This is a genomic window from Paenibacillus phyllosphaerae (genome assembly GCF_014192105.1).
Lineage (GTDB): Bacteria > Bacillota > Bacilli > Paenibacillales > Paenibacillaceae > Paenibacillus_Z > Paenibacillus_Z phyllosphaerae.
Window position 1 is genome coordinate 1 of record NZ_JACHXK010000037.1, and the last position, 26,723, is coordinate 26,723.

A 26,723-nucleotide genomic window follows, 5' to 3' on the forward strand; every position below is an offset into this window, starting at 1 on the left:
TAAGCGTGAAGCCCCCCTCAAGATGAGATTTCCCAGTACGTAAGACCCCTGGAAGACGACCAGGTTGATAGGTTCGAGGTGGAAGTGCAGCAATGTATGCAGCTGACGAATACTAATCGGTCGAGGGCTTATCCTAAGAACATTCGGAGAATGTTCACTTCAGAAGCATAAGCTTGCTTCGGAGGAATATCTTCGGACCCCGGTGTGAAAACCAGGGACAAGATAAAACCTAGCTAAAGGTGTAAGTTTCATATCCAGTTTTCAAGGCGCAACGTGCTAGCCTGAAACCTCATCGTTCAGGGAAAGCAGGCCATAACCAAGCAAAGCCGATCATTTATGATCGGCTTTTTTGTTTTTTATATTTTTTCCGGCTGAGAAGCGGTTGATTTCACCACTTCGGTGTCCATTCGTCGAGTGTGTGACGAAAGAATATATGTTCGGGAAGAATAAGTAATCGAGGTGTGACAGAGTATAAGCAGATGAATGAAAGAAGGGAGTTTGCAGATGTCGTTCACAAAACTGATCGGAAAGATCCCATTGCTTCATGCTGAGCAAAGCGATACGGATCAAAAGTTAACGTCTGCGGAGCAAGGGAAGCTCTGGGCGACGTATATCGGCAATACGATGTCCATTTGCGTGCTGAGCTACATGGTGCGACATGCGGAGGACCAAGAGATTAAGGAAATCGTGAAGCATGCACTGGGGCTTTCCCAACAGTTCGTGACATTCATCAGGGACGTCTATAAACATGAAAACTACCCGATACCAAAAGGGTTTACGGATGAAGACGTCAACTTGGATGCCCCTCCGTTATTCGCCGATGAATTTTATCTGCACTATCTGAAATATCTTGGCAAAGCCGGTCTGGGCGTATATGCGATCGCCATCCCGCTTGTAACGCGTTCCGATATCCGTGCCTTCTTCACGGAGTGTACCCACTTAACCGTTCAGTTAATGAACACGCTAAATGAAACGATGATAAAGAAAGGCCTGCTGACGAAACCTGCCTATATTCCTTATCCGACCGAGATCGATTTTATTAAGAAACAAGGCTATTTGAACGGCTTCTTCGGCGACATCCGGCCGCTTCAAGCGTTGGAGATTACCCATTTGTACGACAATACGGAGAATAACGCGACCAGCAAAGCGGTGCTGCTCGGGTTCAGCCAGACCGCGCAATCCAAAGAAGTCCGCGATTATTTCCACAGGGGGCTCGAAATCGCGAACAAGCACTATACGGTGTTCACGAAGATCCTCCAAGAGGATTATTTGTCCGCGCCGCCGTCGCTCGATCCGCTCGTGCTGAATAGCACTCGATCCCCATTCTCTGATAAATTGATGTTGTTTCATAAAATGGATATGTTTACGGTCAGAATCAGGGCTTACGGCAATGCGTTGTCGATGAGCGCTAGGCATGATATCGCCTCCAAGTATGGTCGACTCATGCTTGAGGTCGGCAATTACGTGGAGGACGGCGCCAACATTATGATCGAGCACGCTTGGATGGAACAGCCGCCCCAAGCCGCGGACCGTGGGGCTTTGGCTAAAACATAGATACCTTAAAGCCGCTGTCGCTTTACAGCTATAAGAAATACAGGTTTTTATCCTATGTTCAAGGCGCAAGCTGGGAGCGCTGACGCGGGGAAGCAGGATACCGACAAACACGACCGACCATAACGTATGGTCGGTTTATTTATTCGAGCTCAATTATTGAATCGAATCCGAATGAATCCGGGCAAGGCATGATTCAAGTTGCTCCAAATCCCAATGGACGTCGCTAAAACGAAGGGCTTGCGCCGGATGACGAAGGGCTAACTGCTCATGTCCAACGATGATTGGAATGATGGCGTTGTTCAGGAGCGGAATGTCCGCAATCGCATCACCGATGCTGATCAGGTGGACGTTATCAGGACGGTTGAACCAGGGCTGTCGAAGAACGGATTGTTTGTTAATACCATAGTTAGAGGCGACGTTGCCCGTCAGCATCCCATTCGCTTTCCCTAATTTGAAGCCGAAGATCCCTTGGATGCCGAAACGTGCTCGATAACAGTTCAGTACATCATACGGAGCGCCGCTGACCAAATAAACGGCGATATCGTATCTGTGAAGCATCTCGAACAGGGCATCGACTTTGGGAAACAGTGCGCGCTCATTCTTTGGAAGAAAGGATCTAATCGCTTCTTGGTAGCGAGGAAGCGGAGTACCTGCCAGCTGATCGGCGAACGCGGCGCAAGTTTGCTCCGTATAGTCGTAATAGGAGATTTGCCCGACCGCATATGCCGCTTTCAATTGCTCAAACTTATGGAGCAGCTGTATGCTCACGATGCCTTCGGAAAGTAAATGATCGGCCAAACCATAGATCGTATACCCTTGATGAGTGGTGTTATCCCAGTCGATTAACGCAACTCGCATTGTTATTCCTCCAGGTTGACTTGAATAATGATGAGTCCGTAGTTTGAGGCTTGTCTACTCATGATGACATAGATTTAACGGAAATACTTGACCCTCCAGTAAACTGGAGGGTTATTATTTTTATACCGAGTAAAACACTATGAATATACGTCAATATATCTGATTGGCGTAGAAACGGGGGATAGAGATGAAGCAACGATGGATTGCGATGGCGTTAATTGGATTATCGACAGGAGTTCTGCTGACAGGTTGCGGGAACAGTGAGGCAGTTGGCGAAGGTCAGCTAGAACAAACGAACGTGATTCTAGATTGGACACCGAATACGAATCATACGGGGTTGTATGTCGCGCTCGACAAAGGCTACTACAAGGAAGAAGGGCTCGAAGTCAGCATCGTGCAGCCTTCCGAAGGTTCGACGGCGACGCTGATCGCCGCGGGTCAAGGCGACTTCGGCGTGAGCTATCAGGAGGACGTGACCTATGCGCTGACCAGCAAGGATCCGCTGCCGATTAAGGCCGTGGCGGCATTGATTCAGCATAATACGTCGGGTTTCGCAGCACCGAAAAGCAAAGGCATCGAAAGCGTGAAGGACTTCGAAGGCAAAGTATACGGCGGATGGGGATCTCCTTCAGAGGAAGCCGTATTGCAGGCGGTGATGGAGAAGAACGGAGCTGACTTCAGCAGCTTGTCGCTTGCGAATCTCGGCAGCGATGATTTCTTCGCCGCAACGGAGAAGAATGTGGATTTTGCTTGGATATTCGAAGGATGGGCCGGTGTGGAAGCCAAGCTGAAGGGAATCGACCTGACTTACATTCCGGCTCGTGAGCTGGATCCGGCACTCGATTATTATACGCCAATCCTCATCAGCGGCACGAAAACGATCGAGAACGACCCGGACAAAGTGCGCAAATTTTTGAAGGCGACAGAGGAAGGGTATCAGTATGCCATCGATCATCCGGAGGAAAGCGCAGAGATTCTGCTTAAATATGCTCCCGAGATTAGCAAGGAGCTTGCGATCGAGAGTCAAAAATATCTCGCCGAGCAATATATCGCCGATGCAGAGGGATGGGGAAAAATGAAGGAAGAGGTCTGGTCTGCGTATGCCGGTTTCCTGAAGAGCAAAGGTCTGATCGATAAGGAGTTGGAAGCGAGTAAGGCCTTTACGAACGAGTTCCTGCCAAAGTAAGCATGGCGTGATGCCCGTGATCACAATTGGTTTAACTTAATGGGGAAGGAAGCGAACTTGTGATGAGACACCTGAAAGTAATGCTGGAATATTTCTATCCATGGACGAACTCGGCGGGATTCTACTATGCCAGGGAACAGGGCTGGTACGAGGAATCGGGACTTGATGTCGAGTTTACGGTTTATGACCCGGGGCGCGGCGATACATTATCCTATTTGGCAAGAGGAGAGGCTGATTTCGGCATTTTCCCCAGTAACCGTCTGCTCGTGCAGCGCGAGAATCTGTCCGTTGTCATTGGCGTAGCTGCCATCAACCAGCGCGGAATGGAGACCGTCCAGACGGTGAAGAGCAAAGGTATATTAAGACCGAGGGACCTGAGCGGCAAACGCTTGGCAATGAACCCCACGCCTCGGGGACTAGCGATGGTGCGCCAACTCGTGCAGCGAGACGGCGGAGATCCGGATGCGGTTATCATCGTCGATGCGGGCACGCGGGAGCTGACGCCCGATGATCTCATGGCTGGGCTTGCCGATGCCACTTTCGGCAGTTACTGGGCTTGGGAAATTCTGATGGACACGAATGTCCCCGAAGAGGAGCGGATTGTTTGGCCAGTCGATGAAATCGGAGCGCCCCCGTACCACAGCTATTTATTGGGCACGCAAGAGGATCTGCTTCGTAGTGAACCAGCTGTAGTTCGGAATTTCCTGGCTGCCTCGGAACGGGGATATCTGGCTGTGGCGAATGATCCGCTGTTAGCTGTCCCGATCTACGAGAGGATCATCCCGTATTTTCCTGCGAGACTGCTTGAGCAATCGCTACCCTTGATTGCCACGACCTGGCTGCATGACGGGCGGTGGGGGCAGCAGCGTACAGAATTGATGGAGCCATATGGGCATTGGCTAGCCGACCATGGTATTCTGCGTGACCGGGACAGCTGGAAAACATCCTATACGAATGCGTATTTGCCGCGGAGGATCGCCCAATGAGCAAGGAGCGAGAGTTGATGCAAGTCCAAGCGCATGGCATGGGGACGACGCTCGTTGAACCGGATTGGGCGCCTATCCAGCTTCGGGAAGCGAATGAAATTCTGGCGCGGTATGCCGGCATCGGAATGGCATCGGCTTTAATTTGGCACAGCCCGCGGCCTTTCTCTAGTGCTGCCATTGCAGAAACGGAACAAGGACCGCTCTTTGTGAAGCGCCACCACGCAAAGGTACGAGACATTACCGGTCTTGGCGAGGAGCATCGACTGATCGGGCATTTGCGATCGAACGGCATTCCCGTTAGCGACATCCTGATTGGTTTGGACGGCGAAAGCGCCTATATGTTAGGGGAATGGACGTACGAAGTGCATCGGCTTGCCAAAGGAACGGATTTGTACCGGGATGCGGTATCCTGGAGTCCTTTCCAACATAAGTCTCACGCCTATGCGGCGGGCGTAGCGCTTGCCAAGCTGCATGTAGCGGCAGCGAGTTATGAAGCATCAGCACGTTCAACCCGGACGCTTGTATCAAGTTTCACGATATTTGCTTCGGCTGCTCCACGAGATGCATTGCATGCCTACATGGAAGCACGTCCGGCATTGTCGGACTTCCTGGCGAATAAGCCTTGGATGAAGGATTTTGAGGATACGTTCCTTCCTTGGCATAAACGGCTCGCGCCTTGGATTAGCGGGCTCCAGCCGCTGTGGACGCATAACGATTGGCATGCTTCCAATCTGCTGTGGCATGAAGAAGGCGCAACGGCGCAGGTGGAAACGATTCTCGATTTTGGCCTGGCGGACCGGACGACTGCGGTGTATGATCTGGCAACCGCGATTGAGCGAAACATGATCGATTGGCTGTCCTTGGATGAGGAAGGCGGCGAAGCGCACGTCCGTTATGATCATGTGGACGCGCTGCTGAACGGGTATGAATCGGTGCGGCCGATGACGGCGTACGAGATGGCGGCGCTGCCAGCGATCCTGCCGATCGTGCATGCGGAATTTGCGTTAGCGGAAATCGATTATTTTGCCGGAATCGTCGAATCCGCGTCGAATGCGGAGCTAGCTTACGAGCGTTACTGGTTAGGGCATGCCAAGTGGTTTGAAAGAGCAGCCGGCATTGCATTGCTGACTTATTTGAAACGTCGATATGACAAACGAATGACCGAATAACGGCTAGTAGTCATTGACAAGGGAATACGCGTCTGTTAATTTCATAGTAATTACATCGGAATTATAATAGATAAAAGGCGTGACAACGATGATTCTTAAAAAGAAGACGGGTCACTGGTTCTATCCGATCGCTGCACTGTTCCTTGCTGTCCTGATGTGGCAGTTGGTCGTGACGCTCGCAGACATCCCGATCTATATATTGCCTTCGCCCCTTGATACGGTAAAGGCATTACTGACCGACTTTGGCATGATTGCACGCCATCTGATAGCCACGCTCTACGCCTCTTTGCTCGGCTTTACCTTGTCTGTTGCGCTTGCTTTTATTCTAGCCATAGCGATGGATAGTTTCGGCGTAGTGAAGAAATCTCTCTATCCGATTCTGATCGTCTCTCAGACGGTACCGACGATTGCGATCACGCCGCTTCTTATTATCTGGTTCGGCTTTGGCGTGCTGCCCAAAATACTGATTATTGTGCTGATGTGCTTCTTCCCGATCTGCATCAGCCTTGTTGACGGCTTCGATAAAGTGGATGGCGATTACCTTCGATTATTCCGTTCGATAAAGGCGAATAGATGGCAGACGTTCTATCATCTCAAACTCCCCCATGCCATGGTTAACTTATTCTCCGGCCTGAAAATCGCTGCCACCTATATGCTCATGGCTGCCATTATCGGGGAGTGGCAAGGCGGTACCGACGGGCTCGGCGTATATATGGTAAGAACGAAGAATGCATACGCTCTCGATAAAATGTTCGCTTCGATTCTCGTCATCGTGTTGATTAGCGTTGCCTTAATCTATCTCATTAATAAAGTAGCCAGCCGCGTCAACCATTGGAAGTAACGGGAGGTGAAGCGATGTACGCTTTGCAACAGGCGAAGGCAGGGCATGCCGGAGCAAAAGAAGAAGTCATCCGGTTGGATCGCATCGGCAAACGTTTCGATGGGAGCGAGGTGCTGCGGGACATATCGCTCCATTTGCGCAAAGGCGAATTTGTCAGTCTGCTTGGCCCAAGCGGATCCGGGAAGAGCACGATCTTGAATATCATGACGGGCCTAGAAGAAGCGGATACCGGCACCGTAAGCATAGGAGGACAAATCGGCTATATGCAGCAAAAAGATTTGTTGCTTCCGTGGAAAACGGTCATCGATAACATCGCCTTGCCGCTTGACTTGAAAGGGCGCAACAAGAAGGAGTCGCGCGCACTCGCGGAATCGCTGATCGACCGCGTCGGGCTTCGGGGATATGAGCATCGTTACCCGGGCGAAATGTCCGGCGGGATGAAGCAACGTGCCAGCTTCTTGCGGACGCTCATCGCTTCCGGCGAAATTATGCTGCTCGATGAACCGTTCGGCGCACTCGATTCGATGACCAAAAGCAGCATGCAGCAATGGCTGCTGGAGGTGCAGGAGGCTTTCGGCCTTACGATATTGTTTATCACGCACGACATTGAGGAAGCGATCTTATTGTCCGACCGTGTGTACGTGTTGTCTTCCAGACCCGGTACGATCAAGGAAGAGCTAGGCGTGGATTTCGGCGTCGGCGACAAACGCTCCCGTCTGGTCGACCCAAAGCTGTTGAAGATGAAGGAACGGATCCGGTCGCTGCTCTAAACCGGAAAACGAAGCTGAAGGAGTGTTGCGAATGGAATGGTACACCATCGGAGAAGTCTCGAAGCACTGTAAAATTCCTATTCGGACACTTCGCTATTACGATGATATCGGACTTCTGAAACCGGACCGCATTTCGCCGGAAACCAACTACCGTTACTATTCCATGGAAGGTATGCGCAAGATTCCGCTTATCAAGTATTACAAGCAGCTTGGATTCAAGTTGGAGGATATTGCGCGAATGCTGGAACGTCCGGATTTCGATGTGTTGGAAGCTTATATGGCCCAGGAGCTGCTCATTGTGGAGCGGCAGATGGCCGAGCTGCAGAAGAAGCATTTTGCGATTCAAGAGTGGTACCGGCTGCTCAAGCAAGGCGAGACGCTGCTGGCGGAACCTGCGGCGGAGCCGAAAATCGAAATTTCCATGTTCCCGATTTACCGTACCATGAAGGTTCGCTATGAGGTGAAAGATCGGCAAGAAGCGGATATCGAGGTGTTGTACAGCAATGTGTTCGTGGAATTGTGCACACGCCACAATATATATGCCTACGGGCCGTTTATGCTGCACTTCGAGAGCTTTGACCGCCGGGTGGACCGTACGTTCACTGAAGTGGATTGCTATACGGCCGTGATCGAGGATGAGTCGAATGCATCGATGACGGCTGTGATCGGCGGTTTCCAAGCCGTATGCCTGGTGCACCGTGGGGACTATTCGACGATCGGGCATACGTATCGCGCCGTGCAGGATTGGGCGGAGCGCAACGAAATTCTGCTTCAGGGATCTTCATACGAGCGGTATATTATTGATCCGTGGAGCACGACGAAGCGTGAAAATTATATTACGGAACTTATTGTCCCGATTGGAGGCGAGAGAGCGATTGTCTAATTTAATTTCAGTGTCGGAGGCGTATCGGCTGCTCGGAGATCCATCGACGGTATTCGTGGATGTACGCTTCGTTCTGGGCGAGCCTGAGGCCGGCTATCAAGCATATTTACGCAGCCATGTGCCGGGCGCCGTGTTTTTTGACCTCAATGCAGATCTGTCAGGGCCCAAACAGGAACATGGCGGCGGTCATCCGTTGCCGGATATCGCTCGGTTTGGGGCGAAGCTGGGAAGTTCCGGCATCGATAACGATACGCACGTCATCGTCTATGATGATCAGGGCGGCAGCATTGCGGCAAGGCTATGGTGGATGCTGAAGCATGTTGGCCATGAGCGGGTGCAACTTTTAGCGGAAGGGTATACGGGCTGGGTGCGGGCCGGGTATCCGGTGACGGACGAATTGCCTAATCCTGCATTAAAGGTATATGAGGCGGAGATCAACGCGGCGCTGAAAGTCGGGATGGACGATGTCCGATCAGGCTTGCGCCGCGCTGGACGTACGTTGATAGACGCTCGGGTTCATGAACGTTATACGGGGGCAGATACCAGCAAGTATGCCAAGGCGGGACATATCCCCGGAGCCGTCAACTATTATTGGGAAGAAGGCTCGCCCAATGGGGTGTTCTTAGGCGGGGAGCAGCAGCGGCTGCGGTTCCGGAATATCACTCAAGACGATGAAATTATTGTTTACTGCGGATCCGGCGTTACCGCTTGCCCCAATGTGCTGGCATTAATCGAAGCAGGCTACACGAACGTGAAGTTATATGTAGGTAGTTGGAACGATTGGATCTCGTATCCGGATAATCCGATCGAGACAGGCGAAGCGTAGTTCAGGTAGGGAGAAGGATTGCCGGTGTCGCCGTAACAGGTGATGGCCGGCTTGGTTTCGGTACCTCTCGAAAATGATGGAGCGTCTCAAGAGCCATTACAACAATGGTTCTTGAGACAGCTCCTTTTCGTGTACTAAGGCCACGCCGAGCGGGGCAATCAATCCTCTGCTCCACCGACAAGCACTTGAAGCAGATCGCGGTTCCATTGCGCGCGTTCCCGATTGTATACCCCGAAGCCGGCCCCGAATTCCCAATACGCCCATGTTATGTTTCGTTTCTCAGCCTCGCTGCGCACGAACTCGGTCCAGCGAAGGCGTGAATCGATGTCCGCCTTGGAGTAAGCCCCGAACTCGCCTAGCCAGAGAGGACGGTTGTTTTCTTGTCCCCAAGCTGCTGCTTTGTCGAGATCCTGCATCACTTTCTCCCGGCTTGCCGGATTGTACTCGGGCGGCTGCGTGTTGTAGTCTTCGAACCAACGATGAACCCAGGGCACCTGATTGGCAGCTTCGTTCGCTTGAACCTGGCTGGATGGCGGCCCGGGCCAAGTCAAACCCGTCGTGTTGGTCTCGTTACCGCCCCATTCCGCCCCTTGATGGGTAAATAGAAAAGGTTCGTAGTAGTGGAACGTAACAATCGCATTCTTCTCTTCTTCCGGCACTTGTAAGGCTTGCAAGCCTCCGATCCCGCCCCATTCGGATGTCCCGATGATCAGGGTATGCCGTTCATCGATGCTACGGATCGTCTTGACCGCTTCCGCAAGCAGGTCATTCCATGCCGCAGCCGTGAGGTTGCCGTGCGGTTCGTTGAGCGGTTCGAAATAGACAGAGAGCGGTCGGTCGCGATAACGCTGAGCCAGCTGTTCCCAAATGCGCAAGAATCGCACTTGGTGCTCGTCTGGCGATTCGAAAATCTCATCGTAGTGGTGCATGTTGATCACGGCATTTAACCCTTGGGACTCGGCTTGGTCGAGGACCCAGTCCACACGCTTCGCGAACGTCTCGTCGATCGTATAGGGAGGTTCAGCGGAAGCATGGGCAGACCACTTAATTGGAACGCGAACCGTATCGAATCCGCCATCTGCGATGAGCCCGAAATACGACTCCTGCAAGGTTAAACCCCAAGCGCCTTCAGTAGGGGCTTCCAGCGCATTCCCCAAATTGACTCCTTTTCCTAACTGTTTCGCTTGATCGAATGGATCAGGTACGGCATCGTCCTTTAGCGGTTTCGTGTTTGAAGTGCAGGATACGAGAAGCAGAGGCAATAAAAGCGTGACGATAACCGGAATTCTTGTTTTCATATCCGCCATCTCCTTCGTAATCGAAGTAGCTCTTAACATACAATAAATGAAAACCCTTTCATTTCAAAAGATATTCGCCGCCCATTCTATTTATCCTTTTGTTAGACAAAATGTTTTGCTCGATTTGTGGATCGGAAAGGGCTGTTTTGAGAACGGCTAATCATCGAATATGCCGGTATGTTTGGTAGTGTTAGGTGGATATATGCAAGCGGGTAACGCCGCCATTCCTGTTGATGGAATACGATATTTTGCCGATATTATTGAATTTACGCGTATTTTAGTCTGCAGTACAAAAAGAGGAAAGTGATATTTCATGATCATTTATCATAACAGATTATTTCGTATACAAAAAAACATTGCGCTTCATTCCCGATTTGTTATGATGGTAATGTAAGCGCATGCAAGTTATTGCGGCGCACGAAAGCCAATCATCGCCGCAACCAACAGAATGGGAGTGAGGAGATGAACGGGACGGGAAATCCCGGCTTGCCGCTGCTCGAAGCACGCGGCGTCACGCGGGTATTCGGTAAGGGAAACGGCACGGTCTTTGCCCTCAAGGGCGCATCGCTCAATGTCGACCGCGGCCGGTTGATCGCCTTGAAGGGACGCTCCGGTTCAGGGAAGACGACGCTGCTCAATATTATGGCTGCGCTCGATTCTCCAACGGAAGGCACCGTATTATACGGTGGCAGAGACGGCAGCCAGATGACCGATCAGCAGAAGAATGAGATGCGCAAGCGTGAAATCGGACTGATCTTCCAGTCATTCGCACTCGTTCCTTATATGACGGCATACGAGAACGTCGAGTTCGGCCTTCGCATCGCCGGCATTCCGACACTGGAGCGGAAGATGTTGGCGGAACAGGCGCTTTCGTTCGTCGGGTTGGCCAACCGGATGCATCATATGCCACCAGAGCTGTCGGGCGGTGAGCAGCAGCGGACGGCTATTGCCAGAGCGATCGCCCACAAGCCAAAGCTGATTCTGGCTGATGAACCTACCGCAGAATTGGATTCGAGAATGGGCAAGCAAGTCATGCAAGTTTTCCGCGAGCTTGTTCGGACGGAGGGGATCGCCGTTGTCCTGACAACGCACGACCCGCACATTATGGAACTGGTCGACGACGTTTATGCACTGGAGGATGGTCGAATTGGATCGGAAATCAGCAAGGAGGCCTAATCGCCGTATAGGTGCGCTCGTCTTGCTGGTCGCAACCGCCGTGGTGTCGGGCGGATGCAGTCTTTTGCCGCAGGAGCAAGCACCGCTGAAACCGCCGCTTGTCAAGCCGGCGCAGACGGAAGCGCGGACCGTTGACGCGAAGCTGGGCAGTATCATGAGGCAAATTACGGGTTCGGGCACATTCGTGCCGACCCAAGTGGACTATTATCAATTCCAGGAAGGCGGCGTGATCGGCAGCGTCAGCGTTCGGGCAGGAGCAGCCGTCAAGAAGGGCGACGTGCTCGTGACCTTGGAGAATGAAGGCATCGATATCGAGCTGCTGCAGCGGGAGCTGGAATACGAAAGGAAACGCCTTGCATGGGAAGAGACGGTGAAAGGCGGCAACAGCGGGCATATCAAGATTGCTCAGCTCGATTATAAGCTGGCAGCGCTTCTGTTCGAGAAGACGAAGGAAAAAGTTGCCGCCTCGGTGCTTAAGGCAGAAGCCGACGGTATCGTTACCTACTTCACCGACATGATGCCCGGCGATAGGGCGGAACCTGGTAGAGTGCTGGCTGCGGTCGCTGAGCCGACAGGGATGCGGCTGGCAATGACAACGGCTAATAATCCTGTGTTGGCGGACATTAAAGTCGGCATGGCGGCGGAAGTGAGGTTCCAGGACCAAGTGTATGCGGGCAAGGTGGCGCAAACGCCGGCCTCTGCTCCGATGACGGATGATGACAGGCTGCGAGAGGAATATTCCAAGACGTTATATGTGGAATTGGACAGCTTGCCGGCTGAAGCAGCGCTAGGCAAGATGGCCGACGTTACAATCGTCGCCGCGCGGCGTGATAACGTGATCGTCGTACCGAAGTCCGGCGTACGTACTTATTTCGGCCGGACCTTCGTGCAGGTGCTTGATGGTGAACGCCGCAGAGAGCTCGATGTCGAGACTGGGCTTGAGACCGCCACGGAGTATGAGATCGTCCAGGGCGTCGAAGATGGCATGAAGATCATTCTTCAGTAAGTTCACGCAAAGGAAACGAGGGAGCGTTAGGCCAATGACCGTTCTCATCATGTTGTTCCGCAAGTTGGCAAGAAACCGCTGGCTAGCGATCAGCCTGCTTGCAGGTATGTTGTGCTGCATAGCGTTGACGTCCAGCATGCCGATTTATAAAAACGCCGTGCTCCGCTACATGCTGGTCCAAGACATGGACCGCAGTTACGAGCAAACGGGCAATCATCCCGGCATCGTCTCCATCGACATTACGATGCGCGATGACAATCCAACGATTCAGGCCGCCATTATGAATCGGCTGGCCGCATACTGGGCTTCCAACATTACGGACGGCAGCCTGAAGCTTCAGCTCGACCAGCGGATCATGGAGACCGTTCGGTTCGCGCTTACGCCAACCGATCCGTCGCGCGTCGACGCGGAGGAGAAGCGTTCGGCCAAATTTTCCGCCCGTACCGGACTCGAAGAAAAGGTGCGACTCGTAGACGGCGTCCTTCCCAAGAAGGAGGTAGTTAACGGCGTATATGAAGTGATGGTTACGGATAACGCGCTCGTCGAGCTGAAGATGCTGCTCGGCCAAGAGTATACCATCGACGATCCGAGGCCGGATAGGCAACCCATTCGCGTCAAGCCGGTTGCTGTCATCGCGGAGCAGGATTTGAGCGATGTTTATTGGAGCCGGGCAACGCTCGGTCCCGAGCGCAATACGCTGTTCCTGCCGGAGGAGCTGTTCAATCGCGATTTCGCGGCGGAAGGTCCTTTCGTATTCGCGAAGATTGGTGCGCTGGCGGCTGCCGATTATACCTCGTTCGATATCCGGACAGCTGAATTCATGATTGGGCTCAAATCGAACATGGCTGCGGATATGCTGGGGAGCTATAGTTTCTCTGCCAGTTCGTCGGTCTGGGTACCCGGCAGCGACGCGATGACCGCATATGCCGACCGGGAACAGACGCTTCGCAATTTGCTGTGGTCGCTCAACGTACCGCTGTTTATACTGATCGGCTTCTATCTCTATATGGTCACAGGGATGCTGATCGAGCGCCAAAAGTCCGAGATCGCCGTGCTCCGAAGCCGCGGTGCGACAAGATTGCATATCTTGTCCATCTACGCGATGGAATTCGGGCTGATCGCCGCAATCGCGCTTGCTGCGGGACCTTTTCTGGGAGCGGGATTTACGCGGGTGCTCGGTTCGACCAGTACGTTCCTGAGCTTCGTGGACCGCGGCGCGCTGGAAGTGCAGGTGTCGGCGGAAAGCTGGCTGTACGCAGGCGGAGCTGCGATCGTCTCTTGGATCGTCGGTCTGGTTCCGGTCTTCTTGGCGACCGGCCATTCCATCGTCGACCAGAATCGCGCCAAAGCGCGTGAGGGCAAACGTCCGGCATGGCAGACGTTCGGCTTGGACATCGTATTGATCGGGCTCTCCTTCTATGGCTACTACGTATTCGATCAGCGAATGCGCGACCTGGTTAAGCTCGGCCTGGACGGAAAGTCGCTCTCGGCGGACCCGCTGCTCTACACGGTGCCGACACTCTTCATTCTTGGCGCAAGCTTGCTGCTCATTCGCGTATATCCGCTCATCGTTTCCTGCATCTACAGGCTCGGCCGAAAACGATGGTCGCCGCAGCTTTATTCCACGCTGCTGCTGGTCAGCCGGCGGAATCGGATATACCACGGACTCATGGTGTTCCTCGTGCTGACGATCGGCACGGGTATCTATAACGCGAACACGGCCCGTACGATTAACGGCAACATGGAGGATCAGATCTGGTATGCGAATGGCAGCGATATCGTGCTGCGCCAACATTGGGAGAACGATGCGCCGCCGGCGTCGAGTCAGGGCGGTCCGGATCAGACGATCGCATCGGCGTCTCGAATCAATTATCTGGAGCCGCCGTTCGAATTGCTGGAGCAGCTTCCCGGCGTCGAGTGGGCGGCGAGAGTATTCGTCAAGGAGGGCTCGGACGCATGGCTAGGCAACAAGAGCGGCAAAGTTCGTCTGATGGGGATCGATACCGACGCATTCGGGGAAGCCGCTTGGATGAAGGAAGGTCTGCTGCCGCATCACTTCTATGACTATTTGAATCTGATGGCCCCCGATGCAAATGCGGTGCTGCTGTCGACTACGGCGGCCGAACATTTTGGCGCGCAGATAGGCGATGTCATGGATATCGGTTGGGAAGGACTGCGCCCGACGAGGTTCATCGTCTACGGGGTCGTTGACTATTTTCCATCGTTCAATCCGAATCGCGCCGCCTCGCCGGAGGAGACGCAAGAAAACTTGAATCCGATGCTGATCATCGGCCATCTCGAGAAGATTCAAAACGAGCTGGCGATGGAACCGTACGAGGCATGGATTAAGCTATCGCCTGGGGCGGATCGCCAGAAGCTACTGGAAGGCATGGAAGAGAAGGGCATCGCGCTTGAATCGTTCGAGGATACGGTCGGCGAGATCGCGCAGAGCCGGCTTGATCCGTTCCGGATGGCGATTAACGGCGTCTTGAGCCTCGGTTTTATCGTCTCGCTCGCCATCAGCTTCATCGGGTTCATGCTATTCTGGCTTCTGTCGCTTCAAGGCCGCATGCTGCAGCTCGGGATTTACCGGGCGATGGGGATTTCGTTCCGCCAGCTTCTCGGCATGCTGATCGTCGAGCAATTGCTGACGACGGGAGCGGGTTTTCTGATCGCGATTGCAACCGGATGGGCCGCTTGCCGTATTTTCGTGCCGCTTAATCAGCTGTCATTCGATCCCGGGACAATCGTGCCGCCATTCGATGTCATCTCGGATAACGCCGACATCGTCCGGCTTGCCGTCGCGACGTGCTTCATGCTCGCCGCCGCGTTAGTCATTCTCGCCTGGTTGCTGAAACGAATGAATGTCTATCAAGCCGTGAAGCTAGGGGAGGACTAAGGGCGATGATTACATGCGAGAACCTCGTGAAGATATACAAGACGGCCGATATCGAAGTCATGGCGCTTCAGGGACTGAACCTGGAGGTTAAGCAAGGCGAGATGATGGCGATTATCGGCAACTCCGGCAGCGGCAAGTCGACGCTCCTGAATATGCTCGGAGGTCTGGACCGGCCCTCTGCCGGCCGTCTGACGATTGACGGCATCGACATGCAGAAGCTGACGGATCAGGAGCTTTCGCGATATAAGCGTGAGACGGCCGGCTTCGTCTGGCAGAATAAAGCCCGGAATCTGATTCCATATCTGACTGCAAGGGAAAATGTCGAGATCCCTATGCTCTTGCATGACCGGAAGGAAAAGCGCAAGCGCGCCATCGAATTGCTCGAAGCGGTAGGACTTGGCCATCGCTTGAATAACCGGCTCGAGCAATTGTCCGGCGGCGAACAGCAGCGGGTCGCCATTGCGATATCGCTCGCCAACCGTCCCAAGCTGTTGCTGGCTGACGAACCGACCGGGGCACTCGACACGCGCACTTCGGCGCAAGTGATGGAGCTGCTGCGCAACCTCAATGCCCAGCTCGGGATTACGATCGTCATCGTCACGCATGATCTCGATCTCGCCAAGCAGGTGGATCGCGTCGTCGCCATCCGCGACGGCCGCACCTCGTCGGAGATGATCCGTCGCGCGGACGAGATCGAAGCCGCAGATGGGGCTGGCGGGTCAGCCGAATCGGACGACACGCATGTGGAGTATGCCGTAATGGACCGTTCCGGGCGCCTACAGGTTCCGGAGCACTATCTGGAAGCGATCGGCGCGAGGAATGCCGATAAAGTGCTCCTGCGGTTGGAAGAAGAGCGGATCGTGCTGCTTCCGGCACATTGGAAAAGTCATGAAAAAATGTGAGGTGTATCGTTTGATTCGACAAATTTTCTGCTATTATAGGGAAGAGGAGTTGACAGAACTTACGAAAATTAGTCGGATTGGATGATTGAATATGAGAGGGAAAGTAACCATTCAAGAAATTGCCGACATGGCGGGCGTATCGAAGTTCGCAGTGTCGCGCGCGCTTACCGGAAAAGCGGGCGTCAGCGCGGCAACGCGGGAGATGATATATAAGGTGGCCGGGCAACTCGGCTATTTCAAGAACAACGAGCCAAAACGTTTTTCCGGCGAACCGCAGGAACAAGCCGACCGGAAACGTTCGGGAACGATCGTGATCCTCTTCCCGAATATTAGATATCAGAACAAGGAATCCGTCTATTGGGGACCCGTATTCGACGGCATATCGGCAAGGCTAAATCAGATAGGGATCGATATCATGACGCTGACCGAGCCGTCCCACGACAATGTATTCGCCCTTGTCAAGCCGGAAGCGATCCAGGGGGTCATCACGGTCGGATCGATATCTACGCCGATTCTGCTCGATATCGGACGACTGAATATTCCCGTCGTTATGGTCGACCATATCGATCCGGCATTCCCTTGCGATACGGTGTTCACGGACAACTTCAGCTGCATGCAGAATTTGATGACGAAACTTGTCAGCAAGGGCTACCGCAAATTTCAGTTCGTCGGCAATATATCCGATGCCCAAAGTTATTTTGAGCGATGGCTGGCTTTCCGGACGACGCTCGAGAGCTATGGAATTGCCCTTAACCAGGATCCGTTGCTGATTGGGCCTGATGGCGACGACATGTACAAATTGTTCCCGCAGCTCGAGCTGAAGGAGCTGCCTGAGGTGTTTGTCTGCGCCAACGACACGACGGCTCAGTATCTGGTCGATGAGCTTGGCAAGCGTGAGATTAGCGTGCCGCGGGACTGTGCCGTAACGGGCTTCGACAATACGTGCGAATCCCATCCGATACTCGGCACGGTTGACGTCAATAAAGAGCTGTTGGGAATGCGCGCGGTGGACCAGATGCTATGGCGCATTCAGAACCACGACTCCGCGGTCGAGAAAAAGCTCATTCAAGGCGATCCGATCCTTCGCGAGCAATATGCCTATGTGCGGGATAACGATGCGGCTTCTGGATGAAGTGAATGAGACACGTATAATCAGCAAGACCAATAAAGAATCGATACTCGGGAAGCCGACGTGTCGATTTTTTTGCATCCATGAGAATGCCGTTACGGCGAGTGCGCGTCCAATAACACAGGGGGAAATAGGGGCGGCAAACTCACCAAACAACAATAACAAAAGAAAAACAAAAATTTAAGTTTTATTGTTATGGTAATTGACGGTAATTCGAGACGGTGTTATGATTGTTTTGCAAACAGCACAATATCACGGTGGTGATGAGATCCTGAATCGGTAAATTGTAAACGGTTTCTTTGGGGGAGTTGGCCACTGCGTATAGCCCTATAAGCTGTAATCGGTGCCGAAGGTAACACGATAACAAAAATGGGAGGCTTGACAATGAAAAAGTTGAAAGGGCTTTCAATCCTGTTTATCGCAACGATGTTAGTCACCACAGCATGCAGTGGCGGCAATGGCAATGGTAATGGAGGTAGCAACACGGGCACGAATGCGCCTGCGAACAATGCGGCAAACAACGGAACGACGAACGAGGTCCCTGCAGACGATAAACCAGCCGAAGAACCAGCGCCTGCGGCAGTTGATCTCGGCGGGCGTACGATTAAAGTCGCGGCGTGGTGGGACCAGAAGCCGGCTGGCAATACGGCAGGCGAGAAAGCACGACTCGATAAGCTGGCGGAGCTGGAGAAGCAATACAACTTCAAATTCGAGTTCGTCAATGTCCCGTTCGAACAATACATGGATAAAGTAACGACTTCGACGTTGGCCGGCGAGCCATTCGCGGACATCGCGATCATGGAGCTCAAACGCGCGATTCCGCTGGTGAAGCAGGGTCTTATCCTGCCGGTCAGTGAATTCACGTCGGCTACGGACGACATCAACAATGAGCAGAAGCTAATTCAGAAGCTGCCTGCGATCGCCGGCACGGAATACGCCTTCGGGAATCCGGGCGTATCGGTAGTCGGCACGTACTACAACCGCGACCTGGTGAAGAAGCTTGGCCTGGAAGATCCGCAAGCGCTGTATAGCGCCGGTCAATGGACGTGGGATAAATTCCTCGAGCTTGCGAAAGCCGCAACCCGCGACACGGACAACGACGGTAAGAACGACACGTTCGGCTACGCCGGTTGGCCGGTGGACGCCGCCCGCCACTTCGGCGTAACGAACAATGCGATGTTCGTCAATGAAGACCTGACGATGGGCATGACGGATCCGAAGTTTGCCGAAACGCTGGAGTTCGTCAACCGCCTTTACAACGTGGAGAATGTCGTCAAAGTCAAATCGGGCAATAAGATGGATTGGAACGAGACGAACACGTTCAAAGACGGCGACGTTCTCATGTCGATCAACTACGATTGGAACGTTGCGGACCTGACCTTCGAAGTGGGCGTCGTCCCGAATCCGAGCGGCCCTAACAGCGACAGCAAACATACGTATGCGAATACGGCTCAGAACGGCTGGTTCGTGCTCAAAGGCGTTAAAGACGCGAAGACGATCTACTCGATCTGGGAACAAAGCTTCGACGTGCCGCCGACGGAAGAATACTTGGGTCAGGATTGGCTGGAATCCCGCTTCAAGAACCAAGCCGACATCGACCTTGCCCTGAAGAGCGTGAACGGCACCGGCCGTCTTGCGATCGAAGAGGGAATTCCGGACTTCCCGATCTTTGCCGTCATGGACGAGATCATACTGCAGAACCAATCGGTGTCCGCAACGATCGAGAAGCATAAGGCAGCCGCCGAGGCCGCGCTTGCGAAAGTAAAATAATCATCAGCCGTTCGCACAGCAGACGGTAGATAACACAGAAGGGTTGTGCGAGTAAGAGGCACAGCCCTTTTTTTAACATGCAGGAAAGGATAAAGTTCACATTTATACTCGGCACAATGGCTCCGGAATGAAGCGCGCTGCGCCATTAGAAGACGGCGTCGGTCGGTTCACCATATTTGGTATCGTAAGCAAACAAAACCTAATGCGAAGATAGGAATGATTGAGAGAACATTCATCGAAATAGAGAGTGATACCGCAAAACCTAACGAATTATGACAATATTCGATGGGTTTTCATAGAAAAACCCGTATTTTTATAATAACAATATAATAACAAAGTTAGAAAGATTTATTGACTGTTGTTTGGTTCGGTGATACGATCTTTATGTAATGTAAGCGGTTACCCAAACGAGGTTAGTTCATCCGTACGGGTGAGAAAGGTGTCATGCCAAGTACTCGTCGCTGAGCTTATTAGGGGGGCTTAAATTGAAGGGGATTTCACGGCACAAGGTGAAACGGCTTATACCGTTTTTGATGGCGCCTGCGCGTTTCATTCCGGCGAAATACAAGATGATCGTTAAGCGTGAAGCTTATAAACGCCCCTTGTATTTCAAAAAAATAGCGTTGGCGGCATTAAGCGCCGTCTTGGCGCTAAGCTTGCTGACGTCCGGTAACCGAATTTCGGCGGAAAGCCCAACCGATGAGGCAAAGACTACCGACGTGCAATTGTCCGCGGACGAGGAACTTTTCTCGATGATTCAGGACAAAGGGAGTTATGCGGCTTATGCCGCAAAATATGAAAGCGCTATCCGACCGGAGCGCGAAATCGTGATCGAAGCGGCTGATTACGCGGCCGTTGAAGGTGAAGGCTTCGAGAAACTAGACAACTTTGAAGGTCAGAGCGGCATCTCGCTGAAGACCGGCGAGAAAGGTCAGGTTGAATGGACGGTCGATGTGCCGGAGACGGGATTGTATCATGTCTCGATGCTCTACTATCCGATCGAAGGCAAGAGCTCGAGTATCGAGCGATCGTTCCTGATCGACGGCGAAGTGCCATTCGAAGAAACGGCTTACCTGCAATTCGACCGCCTCTGGGGCAATGAGTTCGAGGACGTGCAGAAGGACAATCGCGGCAACGATCTACGGCCGCGCCAGTCGGAGAAGCCGGAGTGGCGGGAGACGCTGTTCAAGGATTACGAAGGGTATTTCGAGCAGCCATTCCAGTTCTATCTGACGGCTGGCAGCCACAAGCTAACCCTTGCCTCGCAGCGCGAGCCGATGGTGATCCGCCAATTGAAGCTGTTTCAGTACAAAGAACCGGCCTCGTATCAAGATACGCTGGCTGCTTACCAACAGGAAGAAATCAAGGAAACAAAAGATATATTGGTGACGGTGCAGGGCGAAGACGCGGTCGTGAAATCGTCGCCGACGCTATATCCGCAGACGGAACGTTCTAGTCCGGCGGTTACCCCGTACAGTCCATCCGAAGTTCGCGTCAATACGATCGGCGGCTACAACTGGCGCATTCCGGGGCAATGGATCGAGTGGGAGGTCGAGGTACCGGAGACGGGACTTTATAAGTTGGGCTTCAAATCGCAGCAAAATTTCGTGAGGGGCATCTACTCGACGCGCAGATTGTCCGTGAATGGCGTCATTCCGTTCAGTGAAGCGCAGCGCGTGCCGTTCCGATACAAGAGCGGTTACCGAATCGATGTGCTGGGCGGCGACGAACCGTATCTAGTCAAGTTGAACCAAGGCAAGAACGTCATACGGCTGGAGAACAATCTTGGCGATTTTGCGCCGCTGATCCGTTCCATCGAAGAAAGCCTGTTCAACTTGAACAGCGTCTACCGCAAAATATTGATGATTACCGGAACGGCGCCGGACCAATACCGCGACTATCGCGTCCATGTGCGGATTCCGGACCTGCTTGATACTTTCAAGGAGGAGAGCGATAGGCTCAAATCCGTGAGCAGCGAGCTTCGCCGGCTGTCGGGCGGGAGCAGCGATTCCGAAGCGCTGCTGAAGACGATGTATGTGCAGCTCGACGAAATGATCGACGAACCGGACACGATCCCGCGCCGTCTCGTCTCTTATAAGACGAATACGGGAGGCCTGGGCACCTGGCTGCTGCGGACCCGCGAAATGCCGCTCGAGATCGACGAGTTGTACGTCGCTTCGCCGGAGAAGAAATTCCCGCGATCGGGTCTCGGATTCTTCTCGGAATTGAAGCACGAACTCCTCACCTTCGGTTATTCGTTCTTTATCGATTACAATTCGATCGGGAATGTCGCCGATGACGGCGATCAGCGTTCCGTCACGGTCTGGATCGGCTCGGGCCGAGATCAGGCGAACACGCTCAAAGCGATGATCGACGAGACGTTTACGCCGCAGACCGGGATTAACGTCAATCTGAAGCTGGTCCAAATGCAGACGCTACTGCCGGCTACGCTAGCCGGTCAAGGGCCTGACGTCGCGATGCAGATCGGCAACGATATTCCGGTCAACTACGCGATGCGGAATGCAACGGCGGATTTGACGCAATTCGGCGACTTTGAAGCGGTAGCGAATCGGTTTCGACCAAGTGCGCTGGTGCCTTATACGTACGAGAAGGGCGTGTACGCGCTGCCGGAGACGCAGACGTTCAACATGCTGTTCTACCGCAAGGACGTCATGAGCGAACTGGGGCTGCAAATCCCGCAAACCTGGGAAGACGTCTCCAGCTTGCTGGCGATCTTGAACAAGAATCATATGGAGTTCGGTCTGCCGCTCGTCATGAATCCGACCTATCCGGGAGAGAACTTGCCGCCGAACTCGATCTACGCTGCCTTGCTCATGCAAAACGGAGGCCAATTCTATCGAAACGGCGGCAAAGAATCCGATCTCGATTCCCGCACCGGCATCGAGACGTTCAAAACGTGGACGGAGTTCTACACGAATTACAAGCTCGAACGCGAGTTCGACTTCGCGAACCGGTTCCGTACCGGTCAGATGCCGATCGGCATCGCCGATTATACGACTTACAATCTGCTCACCGTCTTTGCGCCGGAGATTCGCGGCATGTGGGGCTTCGTGCCGGTACCGGGAACGCCGCAAGAAGACGGCACCATCGACCGGTCCGTTCCAAGCGCGGGAAGTGGCACGATCATGCTGAAGGGCGCCGCGGACAAAGATGCGGCATGGGAATTCATGAAATGGTGGACTTCCGCAGATACGCAGACGCAATTCGGCCGCGAAATGGAGGGCCTGCTGGGCGCATCGGCCCGCTACCCGACCGCGAACATCGAGTCGCTCGACAGCTTGCCTTGGCCGGTTGCCGAGTACGAGAATTTGAAGGCGCAATTCGACTACGTGAAGGGTATTCCGGAAGTTCCGGGCGGTTATTTTACGGGACGCCACCTGCTCAATGCCTTCTATAAAACCGTGGTCAGCGCGAATACGGAACCGCGGGAAGCGATCGTCGATTACGTGCAGTTCATTCAGGATGAAATCAAAGCCAAACGAGAAGAATTCGGCCTGCCGGAATAAAAAGGGGGGACTAACGTGTCCAATATCACGATTGAGCGCACGAAGCAGCAACCGGCGGGAACCGGCAAGCCGGCACGTTCCCATACGAGGTGGGCCGTCCGGATGCGGGAGATCAAGAATAAGAAGCACTCTTACATTCTGATGGCGCCGTATATGCTTTTATTCGCGGCCTTTACGATTCTGCCCGTCATCATGTCCATCGTCATCAGCTTTACGTACTTTAACTTGCTCGAGTTTCCGCGCTTCATCGGCTGGCAGAACTACTCGCGGCTGTTCTTGGAAGATGACGTGTTCTTGACGGCGATCAAGAACACGCTCCTCTTCGCGGCCATCACCGGGCCAGTCAGCTACATCGCCTGCTTTGTCTTCGCATGGATCATCAATGAGCTTGGACCGAAACTTCGCGCCATCATGACGCTCATCTTCTATGCGCCGTCCATATCCGGCAACGTGTATTTCATTTGGCAGATCATTTTTTCCGGCGACCGGTACGGCATCGCCAATGGCTTCCTCATTAAGCTCGGCATCATCTTAGAGCCGATTCAGTGGCTGAAGACCGAACAGTACATTCTGCCCATTCTCATACTCGTGCAGCTCTGGCTGTCTCTGGGAACCGGGTTCCTTGCCTTCATTGCCGGTCTGCAGACGGTCGACAGGACACTTTACGAAGCCGGGGCGGTGGACGGCGTCCGCAACCGCTGGCAGGAGCTATGGTTCATCACGCTGCCGTCAATGAGACCCCAGCTGATGTTCGGCGCCGTCATCCAGCTGACGACATCGCTTGCCGTCGCAGACGTATCGATCAACCTTGCCGGATTCCCGAGCGTTAACTATGCGGCGCAGACGATCGTAACGCACTTGATCGACTTCGGGACGATCCGATTCGAGATGGGATATGCATCAGCGATCGCGACCGTGCTGTTCGTCATCATGCTCGGCACGAATCTGGTGATTCAACGACTTCTCAGGAAGGTAGGGGATTAATCCAATGAATACCATCCTGTCGATGCGCAAAAAACGCGTCAACCGATCCTTCATGGGAAGTTTCTCTTTATTCGTCATGCTGGCGATCGTCGGCGCCTTCATGGCGCTCCCGCTCGTCTATGCGATCAACTCGGCGTTCAAGCCGCTCGACGAAATTTTCCTGTTCCCGCCGACGCTGTTCGTGCGAAATCCGACGTTTACGAACTTCGTCGATCTCATGACGCTGCTCGGCCAATCGTGGGTTCCGTTCTCTAGATATATTTTCAATACGTTCTTCATTACCGGAATGGGCGTGGTCGGACACGTCATATTGGCTTCGGCGGCCGCGTATCCGCTTGCGAAACATGTGTTTCCCGGCAAAGCGATGATGTTCCAGACGGTCGTGCTGTCGCTCATGTTCACCGGCGCCGTTACGTCGATTCCGAATTACATGATCATGTCATGGCTCGGCTTCATCGATACGTATTGGGCGGTCATCGTGCCGGCATTCGCCTACCCGCTCGGTCTTTACTTAATGAAGCAATTCATGGAGCAGCTGCCGGATTCGCTGCTTGAGGCGGCCAAGATCGACGGCGCGAGCGAATACCGGATTTTCTGGCAAGTCGTCATGCCTAACGTTAAGCCGGCATGGTTGACGTTGGTTATCCTGTTGTTCCAGCTTCTGTGGGGGACGGACGGGAATGGGTTCATCTACAGCGAGCAATTGAAAACGCTTCATTATGCTTCGGGACAAATTATCCAAGGCGGTATTGCGCGTGCCGGCGTTGGCGCAGCCGTAGCGCTGATCTTGATGAGCGTGCCGATTACGCTATTCGTTCTCTCGCAGAGCCGCATTATCGAGACGATGGCGACATCCGGCATGAAAGATTAAGGGGGATCGTCCGTGAGATTACAAAAAGCGATCGTGCTGGCGGCGATCCTCTCCATGCTCGCCGCCGTAGCGGCGCCGGCCGCTTCCGCTGCCACGCCGTATGAAGCCTATACCTACAACTATTACGAAGAATCGGTGCCGCTGCCGGCGCCGTACGTGCCGGAGAAAGCCGTCACTGGCCAGAGCCTCGGCATCGGAAATTTCAATCAGCCTAACGATATTTTCGTCACGGAAGACGGCTTCATTTACATTCTGGACAGTGGCAATGCGCGGATTATTGCGCTCGACAACCAGTGGCGGGTACTCCGCACGATCGATAGCTTCGAGATCGACGGAGCGGCGAATAAGTTCGCCAATCCGTCGGGGATCTTCGTATCGGAGAACAAAGAGATTTACGTCGCCGATACGGATAAGGGGAGAATCGTCATCCTGAATAACGAAGGCGAACTGATTCGAATCGTAGACAATCCCCAGTCGGAAATCCTGCCGCCCGACTTCAAGTTCGTACCGCTCAAGGTGACGGCAGACAAGGCCGGGAGAATCTTCGTCGTCGCCCGCGGCATGTACGAAGGGATCATGCAGTTCGACGAGAATGGCAGGTTCCTGGGCTACGTCGGCACGATCAAAGTGACGGCGAATCCTGCCGATCGGCTGTGGCGGGCGCTTGCGACGGATGCGCAGCAAGCCCAGATGCAGCTGTTCATCCCGACGGAATTCGCGAGCGTCGATATCGACCATAAAGGCTTCGTGTATGCGACGACAATCGATATCAATTCGACCGAAACGATCAAACGGCTGAACCCTTCGGGAGCGGATGTGCTGAAACGATTCGGCCATTTTCCGCCGCGCGGGGATATACGTTACCGGATGCTAGGCAACAACTCGGGCCCTTCCAAATTGGTGGACATCAAGGTGCTCGGGGGCGGCATGTATGTCGCGCTCGATTCATTGCGCGCTCGTCTGTTCACTTATAACGACGAAGGGGAATTGTTGTATGCCTTCGGTGGACGGGGGACGCAGCTCGGCGTCTTCAATACGCCGGTCGCGGTCGAACGGGTTGCGGATAAGCTGGTCGTGCTCGACCGGGGCAAGAACAATATCGTCGTCTTCTCGCCTACACGCTTCGGCAATCTGGTGGGTTCGGCTACGACCGAACATTATAACGGCAATACCGATCGTTCCGTCGATATTTGGAGAGAAGTGCTCCGCATGAATTCGAACTTCGATATCGCCTACCGGGGCATCGGACGTTCGCTGCTCATGCAGAAGAAGAACAAGGAAGCGATGACATATTTCAAGCTCGGCATGGACCGCAAGTATTATTCGACGGCTTTCAAGCGATACCGTCGCGAAGTGATGCAGGAACAGTTCGGCAATGTTATGACGGCCTTGATGGTTCTTCTATTCGCGTTCGTTGCCTATCGGATCGCAAGGAAAGTCAGAGTGGGAAGGAGTGAGAGACATGAAGCATGATTTCGTAAAGTTTCCTCTTCATGTCATCGTCCATCCGTTCGACGGGTTCTGGGATATGAAGTATGAACAGAAGGGCAAGGTCAGGGTCGCGATGGCGATCCTCGCGCTATTCATCCTGACGCTGATTCTGCAGCGGCAATTCTCGGGCTTCCTCGTCAACTTCAACGATCCGCGATACTTGAACAGCCTGAACGACATCCTATACACCTTGCTCCCGTTCTTCCTGTTCTGCCTTGCCAACTGGTCGATTACAACCTTGATGGAAGGCGAGGGCAAATTCAAGGAAATCGTCATGGCGACAGGATATGCGATGCTTCCGTTTATTCTGGTTAACCTGCCTATGACGTTCATCAGCCGGATCATGGTCCAGGAGGAGACGGCTTTCTATTATCTGATGAACGGTTTTGCCAGCATATGGTTCTTCTATTTGTTGTTCGCCGGCATTATGACCGTACATCAATACACGGCCTCGAAGACGGTCATCACGTTGATCCTTACCGTCATTGCCATGGGGATCGTCGTCTTTCTGGGCACGCTGGCGCTGAGCCTTGGCGCTCAGATCTGGTATTTCGTCTATGATATCTACCGCGAACTCATTTTCCGTACGTAAGGGGG

General features: G+C 53.4%; 21 protein-coding genes and 1 rRNA gene. 20 read left to right on the forward strand and 2 right to left on the reverse strand.

Translation table 11 applies throughout. The features are described from left to right. Both FHS18_RS32965 and FHS18_RS32970 read left to right on the forward strand, forming a co-directional pair. A 23S ribosomal RNA gene (locus FHS18_RS32965) occupies positions 1-136 on the forward strand; the annotation flags it as partial. Positions 137-504: 368 nt separating this feature from the next. Then, a complete protein-coding gene (locus FHS18_RS32970) occupies positions 505-1,554 on the forward strand; it encodes a DUF3231 family protein (protein WP_183604645.1) in 1,050 nt (349 codons plus the stop codon). 153 nt (positions 1,555-1,707) lie between these two features. Here the strand turns inward: FHS18_RS32970 and FHS18_RS32975 are convergent, their stop codons facing one another. Then, on the reverse strand, positions 1,708-2,412 hold the full coding sequence (locus tag FHS18_RS32975) for an HAD family hydrolase (RefSeq protein ID WP_183604646.1): 705 nt from the start codon (positions 2,410-2,412) through the stop codon (positions 1,708-1,710). A 187-nt stretch (positions 2,413-2,599) separates the two neighbouring features. On the opposite strand from FHS18_RS32975, the gene FHS18_RS32980 reads away from it, so the two are divergent. The 7 genes from FHS18_RS32980 (at position 2,600) to FHS18_RS33010 (ending at position 9,073) form a co-directional block, all read left to right on the forward strand. Continuing rightward, the gene (locus FHS18_RS32980; protein ID WP_183604647.1) at positions 2,600-3,598 is read left to right on the forward strand and encodes an ABC transporter substrate-binding protein; all 999 of its coding nucleotides are present in this window, start codon (positions 2,600-2,602) and stop codon (positions 3,596-3,598) included. A gap of 62 nt (positions 3,599-3,660) precedes the next feature. Then, a complete protein-coding gene (locus FHS18_RS32985; protein WP_183604648.1) occupies positions 3,661-4,584 on the forward strand; it encodes an ABC transporter substrate-binding protein in 924 nt (307 codons plus the stop codon). Continuing rightward, complete coding sequence (locus tag FHS18_RS32990; protein WP_221401557.1) at positions 4,581-5,753, forward strand: phosphotransferase enzyme family protein; 1,173 nt, start codon at positions 4,581-4,583, stop codon at positions 5,751-5,753. The genes FHS18_RS32985 and FHS18_RS32990 overlap by 4 nt, the downstream gene beginning before the upstream one ends. Before the next feature lie 88 nt (positions 5,754-5,841). After that, positions 5,842-6,594 carry an ABC transporter permease gene (locus FHS18_RS32995; protein WP_183604649.1) on the forward strand — a complete coding sequence of 251 codons (753 nt, stop codon included), beginning with the start codon at positions 5,842-5,844 and terminating at the stop codon, positions 6,592-6,594. 14 nt (positions 6,595-6,608) lie between these two features. Then, positions 6,609-7,364 (forward strand): ABC transporter ATP-binding protein, encoded by a 756-nt coding sequence (locus FHS18_RS33000; RefSeq protein ID WP_183604650.1) that lies wholly within the window; start codon positions 6,609-6,611, stop codon positions 7,362-7,364. Between the two features lie 31 nt (positions 7,365-7,395). Continuing rightward, positions 7,396-8,247 (forward strand): MerR family transcriptional regulator, encoded by an 852-nt coding sequence (locus FHS18_RS33005; protein WP_183604651.1) that lies wholly within the window; start codon positions 7,396-7,398, stop codon positions 8,245-8,247. Further along, positions 8,240-9,073: a sulfurtransferase gene (locus FHS18_RS33010; RefSeq protein ID WP_183604652.1), complete on the forward strand. Its 834-nt coding sequence runs from the start codon at positions 8,240-8,242 to the stop codon at positions 9,071-9,073. Before FHS18_RS33005 ends, FHS18_RS33010 begins: the two co-directional genes overlap by 8 nt. Positions 9,074-9,231: 158 nt before the next feature. Here the strand turns inward: FHS18_RS33010 and FHS18_RS33015 are convergent, their stop codons facing one another. Beyond that, entirely contained in the window at positions 9,232-10,371 is a 1,140-nt protein-coding gene (locus FHS18_RS33015) for a glycoside hydrolase family 5 protein (RefSeq protein WP_183604653.1), read from the reverse strand. Positions 10,372-10,833: 462 nt separating this feature from the next. Here FHS18_RS33015 and FHS18_RS33020 point away from each other — a divergent pair, with 462 nt between their 5' ends. The 11 genes from FHS18_RS33020 (at position 10,834) to FHS18_RS33070 (ending at position 26,718) form a co-directional block, all read left to right on the forward strand. After that, positions 10,834-11,547 carry an ABC transporter ATP-binding protein gene (locus tag FHS18_RS33020; RefSeq protein WP_183604654.1) on the forward strand — a complete coding sequence of 238 codons (714 nt, stop codon included), beginning with the start codon at positions 10,834-10,836 and terminating at the stop codon, positions 11,545-11,547. Further along, on the forward strand, positions 11,519-12,553 hold the full coding sequence (locus FHS18_RS33025; RefSeq protein ID WP_183604655.1) for an efflux RND transporter periplasmic adaptor subunit: 1,035 nt from the start codon (positions 11,519-11,521) through the stop codon (positions 12,551-12,553). The genes FHS18_RS33020 and FHS18_RS33025 overlap by 29 nt, the downstream gene beginning before the upstream one ends. 34 nt (positions 12,554-12,587) lie before the next feature. Next, the gene (locus tag FHS18_RS33030) at positions 12,588-15,452 is read left to right on the forward strand and encodes an ABC transporter permease (RefSeq protein WP_183604656.1); all 2,865 of its coding nucleotides are present in this window, start codon (positions 12,588-12,590) and stop codon (positions 15,450-15,452) included. Between the two features lie 5 nt (positions 15,453-15,457). Then, on the forward strand, positions 15,458-16,354 hold the full coding sequence (locus FHS18_RS33035) for an ABC transporter ATP-binding protein (protein WP_183604657.1): 897 nt from the start codon (positions 15,458-15,460) through the stop codon (positions 16,352-16,354). 91 nt (positions 16,355-16,445) lie between these two features. Further along, positions 16,446-17,486: a LacI family DNA-binding transcriptional regulator gene (locus FHS18_RS33040; RefSeq protein WP_183604658.1), complete on the forward strand. Its 1,041-nt coding sequence runs from the start codon at positions 16,446-16,448 to the stop codon at positions 17,484-17,486. Between the two features lie 381 nt (positions 17,487-17,867). After that, positions 17,868-19,253: an ABC transporter substrate-binding protein gene (locus tag FHS18_RS33045; protein WP_183604659.1), complete on the forward strand. Its 1,386-nt coding sequence runs from the start codon at positions 17,868-17,870 to the stop codon at positions 19,251-19,253. 569 nt (positions 19,254-19,822) lie between these two features. Beyond that, positions 19,823-22,780, forward strand: a complete 2,958-nt coding sequence (locus FHS18_RS33050) for an extracellular solute-binding protein (RefSeq protein ID WP_183604670.1) — start codon at positions 19,823-19,825, stop codon at positions 22,778-22,780. 102 nt (positions 22,781-22,882) lie between these two features. After that, entirely contained in the window at positions 22,883-23,764 is an 882-nt protein-coding gene (locus FHS18_RS33055) for a carbohydrate ABC transporter permease (RefSeq protein ID WP_183604671.1), read from the forward strand. Between the two features lie 4 nt (positions 23,765-23,768). Further along, positions 23,769-24,635: a carbohydrate ABC transporter permease gene (locus FHS18_RS33060; protein ID WP_183604660.1), complete on the forward strand. Its 867-nt coding sequence runs from the start codon at positions 23,769-23,771 to the stop codon at positions 24,633-24,635. 12 nt (positions 24,636-24,647) lie between these two features. After that, positions 24,648-26,108, forward strand: a complete 1,461-nt coding sequence (locus FHS18_RS33065; RefSeq protein ID WP_183604661.1) for an NHL repeat-containing protein — start codon at positions 24,648-24,650, stop codon at positions 26,106-26,108. Next, on the forward strand, positions 26,098-26,718 hold the full coding sequence (locus tag FHS18_RS33070; protein ID WP_183604662.1) for a Yip1 family protein: 621 nt from the start codon (positions 26,098-26,100) through the stop codon (positions 26,716-26,718). The genes FHS18_RS33065 and FHS18_RS33070 overlap by 11 nt, the downstream gene beginning before the upstream one ends. The last annotated feature ends 5 nt before the right edge of the window (positions 26,719-26,723 follow it).

Coding starts and splice junctions, on each gene's coding strand:
- FHS18_RS33055 (WP_183604671.1), top strand. CDS start 22,883: ATGCGGGAGATCAAGAATAAGAAGCACTCTTACATTCTGATGGCGCCG.
- FHS18_RS33035 (WP_183604657.1), top strand. CDS start 15,458: ATGATTACATGCGAGAACCTCGTGAAGATATACAAGACGGCCGATATC.
- FHS18_RS33005 (WP_183604651.1), top strand. CDS start 7,396: ATGGAATGGTACACCATCGGAGAAGTCTCGAAGCACTGTAAAATTCCT.
- FHS18_RS32980 (WP_183604647.1), top strand. CDS start 2,600: ATGAAGCAACGATGGATTGCGATGGCGTTAATTGGATTATCGACAGGA.
- FHS18_RS33060 (WP_183604660.1), top strand. CDS start 23,769: ATGAATACCATCCTGTCGATGCGCAAAAAACGCGTCAACCGATCCTTC.
- FHS18_RS32970 (WP_183604645.1), top strand. CDS start 505: ATGTCGTTCACAAAACTGATCGGAAAGATCCCATTGCTTCATGCTGAG.
- FHS18_RS32990 (WP_221401557.1), top strand. CDS start 4,581: ATGAGCAAGGAGCGAGAGTTGATGCAAGTCCAAGCGCATGGCATGGGG.
- FHS18_RS32995 (WP_183604649.1), top strand. CDS start 5,842: ATGATTCTTAAAAAGAAGACGGGTCACTGGTTCTATCCGATCGCTGCA.
- FHS18_RS33070 (WP_183604662.1), top strand. CDS start 26,098: ATGAAGCATGATTTCGTAAAGTTTCCTCTTCATGTCATCGTCCATCCG.
- FHS18_RS32985 (WP_183604648.1), top strand. CDS start 3,661: ATGAGACACCTGAAAGTAATGCTGGAATATTTCTATCCATGGACGAAC.
- FHS18_RS32975 (WP_183604646.1), bottom strand. CDS start 2,412: ATGCGAGTTGCGTTAATCGACTGGGATAACACCACTCATCAAGGGTAT.
- FHS18_RS33000 (WP_183604650.1), top strand. CDS start 6,609: ATGTACGCTTTGCAACAGGCGAAGGCAGGGCATGCCGGAGCAAAAGAA.
- FHS18_RS33020 (WP_183604654.1), top strand. CDS start 10,834: ATGAACGGGACGGGAAATCCCGGCTTGCCGCTGCTCGAAGCACGCGGC.
- FHS18_RS33015 (WP_183604653.1), bottom strand. CDS start 10,371: ATGAAAACAAGAATTCCGGTTATCGTCACGCTTTTATTGCCTCTGCTT.
- FHS18_RS33030 (WP_183604656.1), top strand. CDS start 12,588: ATGACCGTTCTCATCATGTTGTTCCGCAAGTTGGCAAGAAACCGCTGG.
- FHS18_RS33040 (WP_183604658.1), top strand. CDS start 16,446: ATGAGAGGGAAAGTAACCATTCAAGAAATTGCCGACATGGCGGGCGTA.
- FHS18_RS33045 (WP_183604659.1), top strand. CDS start 17,868: ATGAAAAAGTTGAAAGGGCTTTCAATCCTGTTTATCGCAACGATGTTA.
- FHS18_RS33050 (WP_183604670.1), top strand. CDS start 19,823: ATGATCGTTAAGCGTGAAGCTTATAAACGCCCCTTGTATTTCAAAAAA.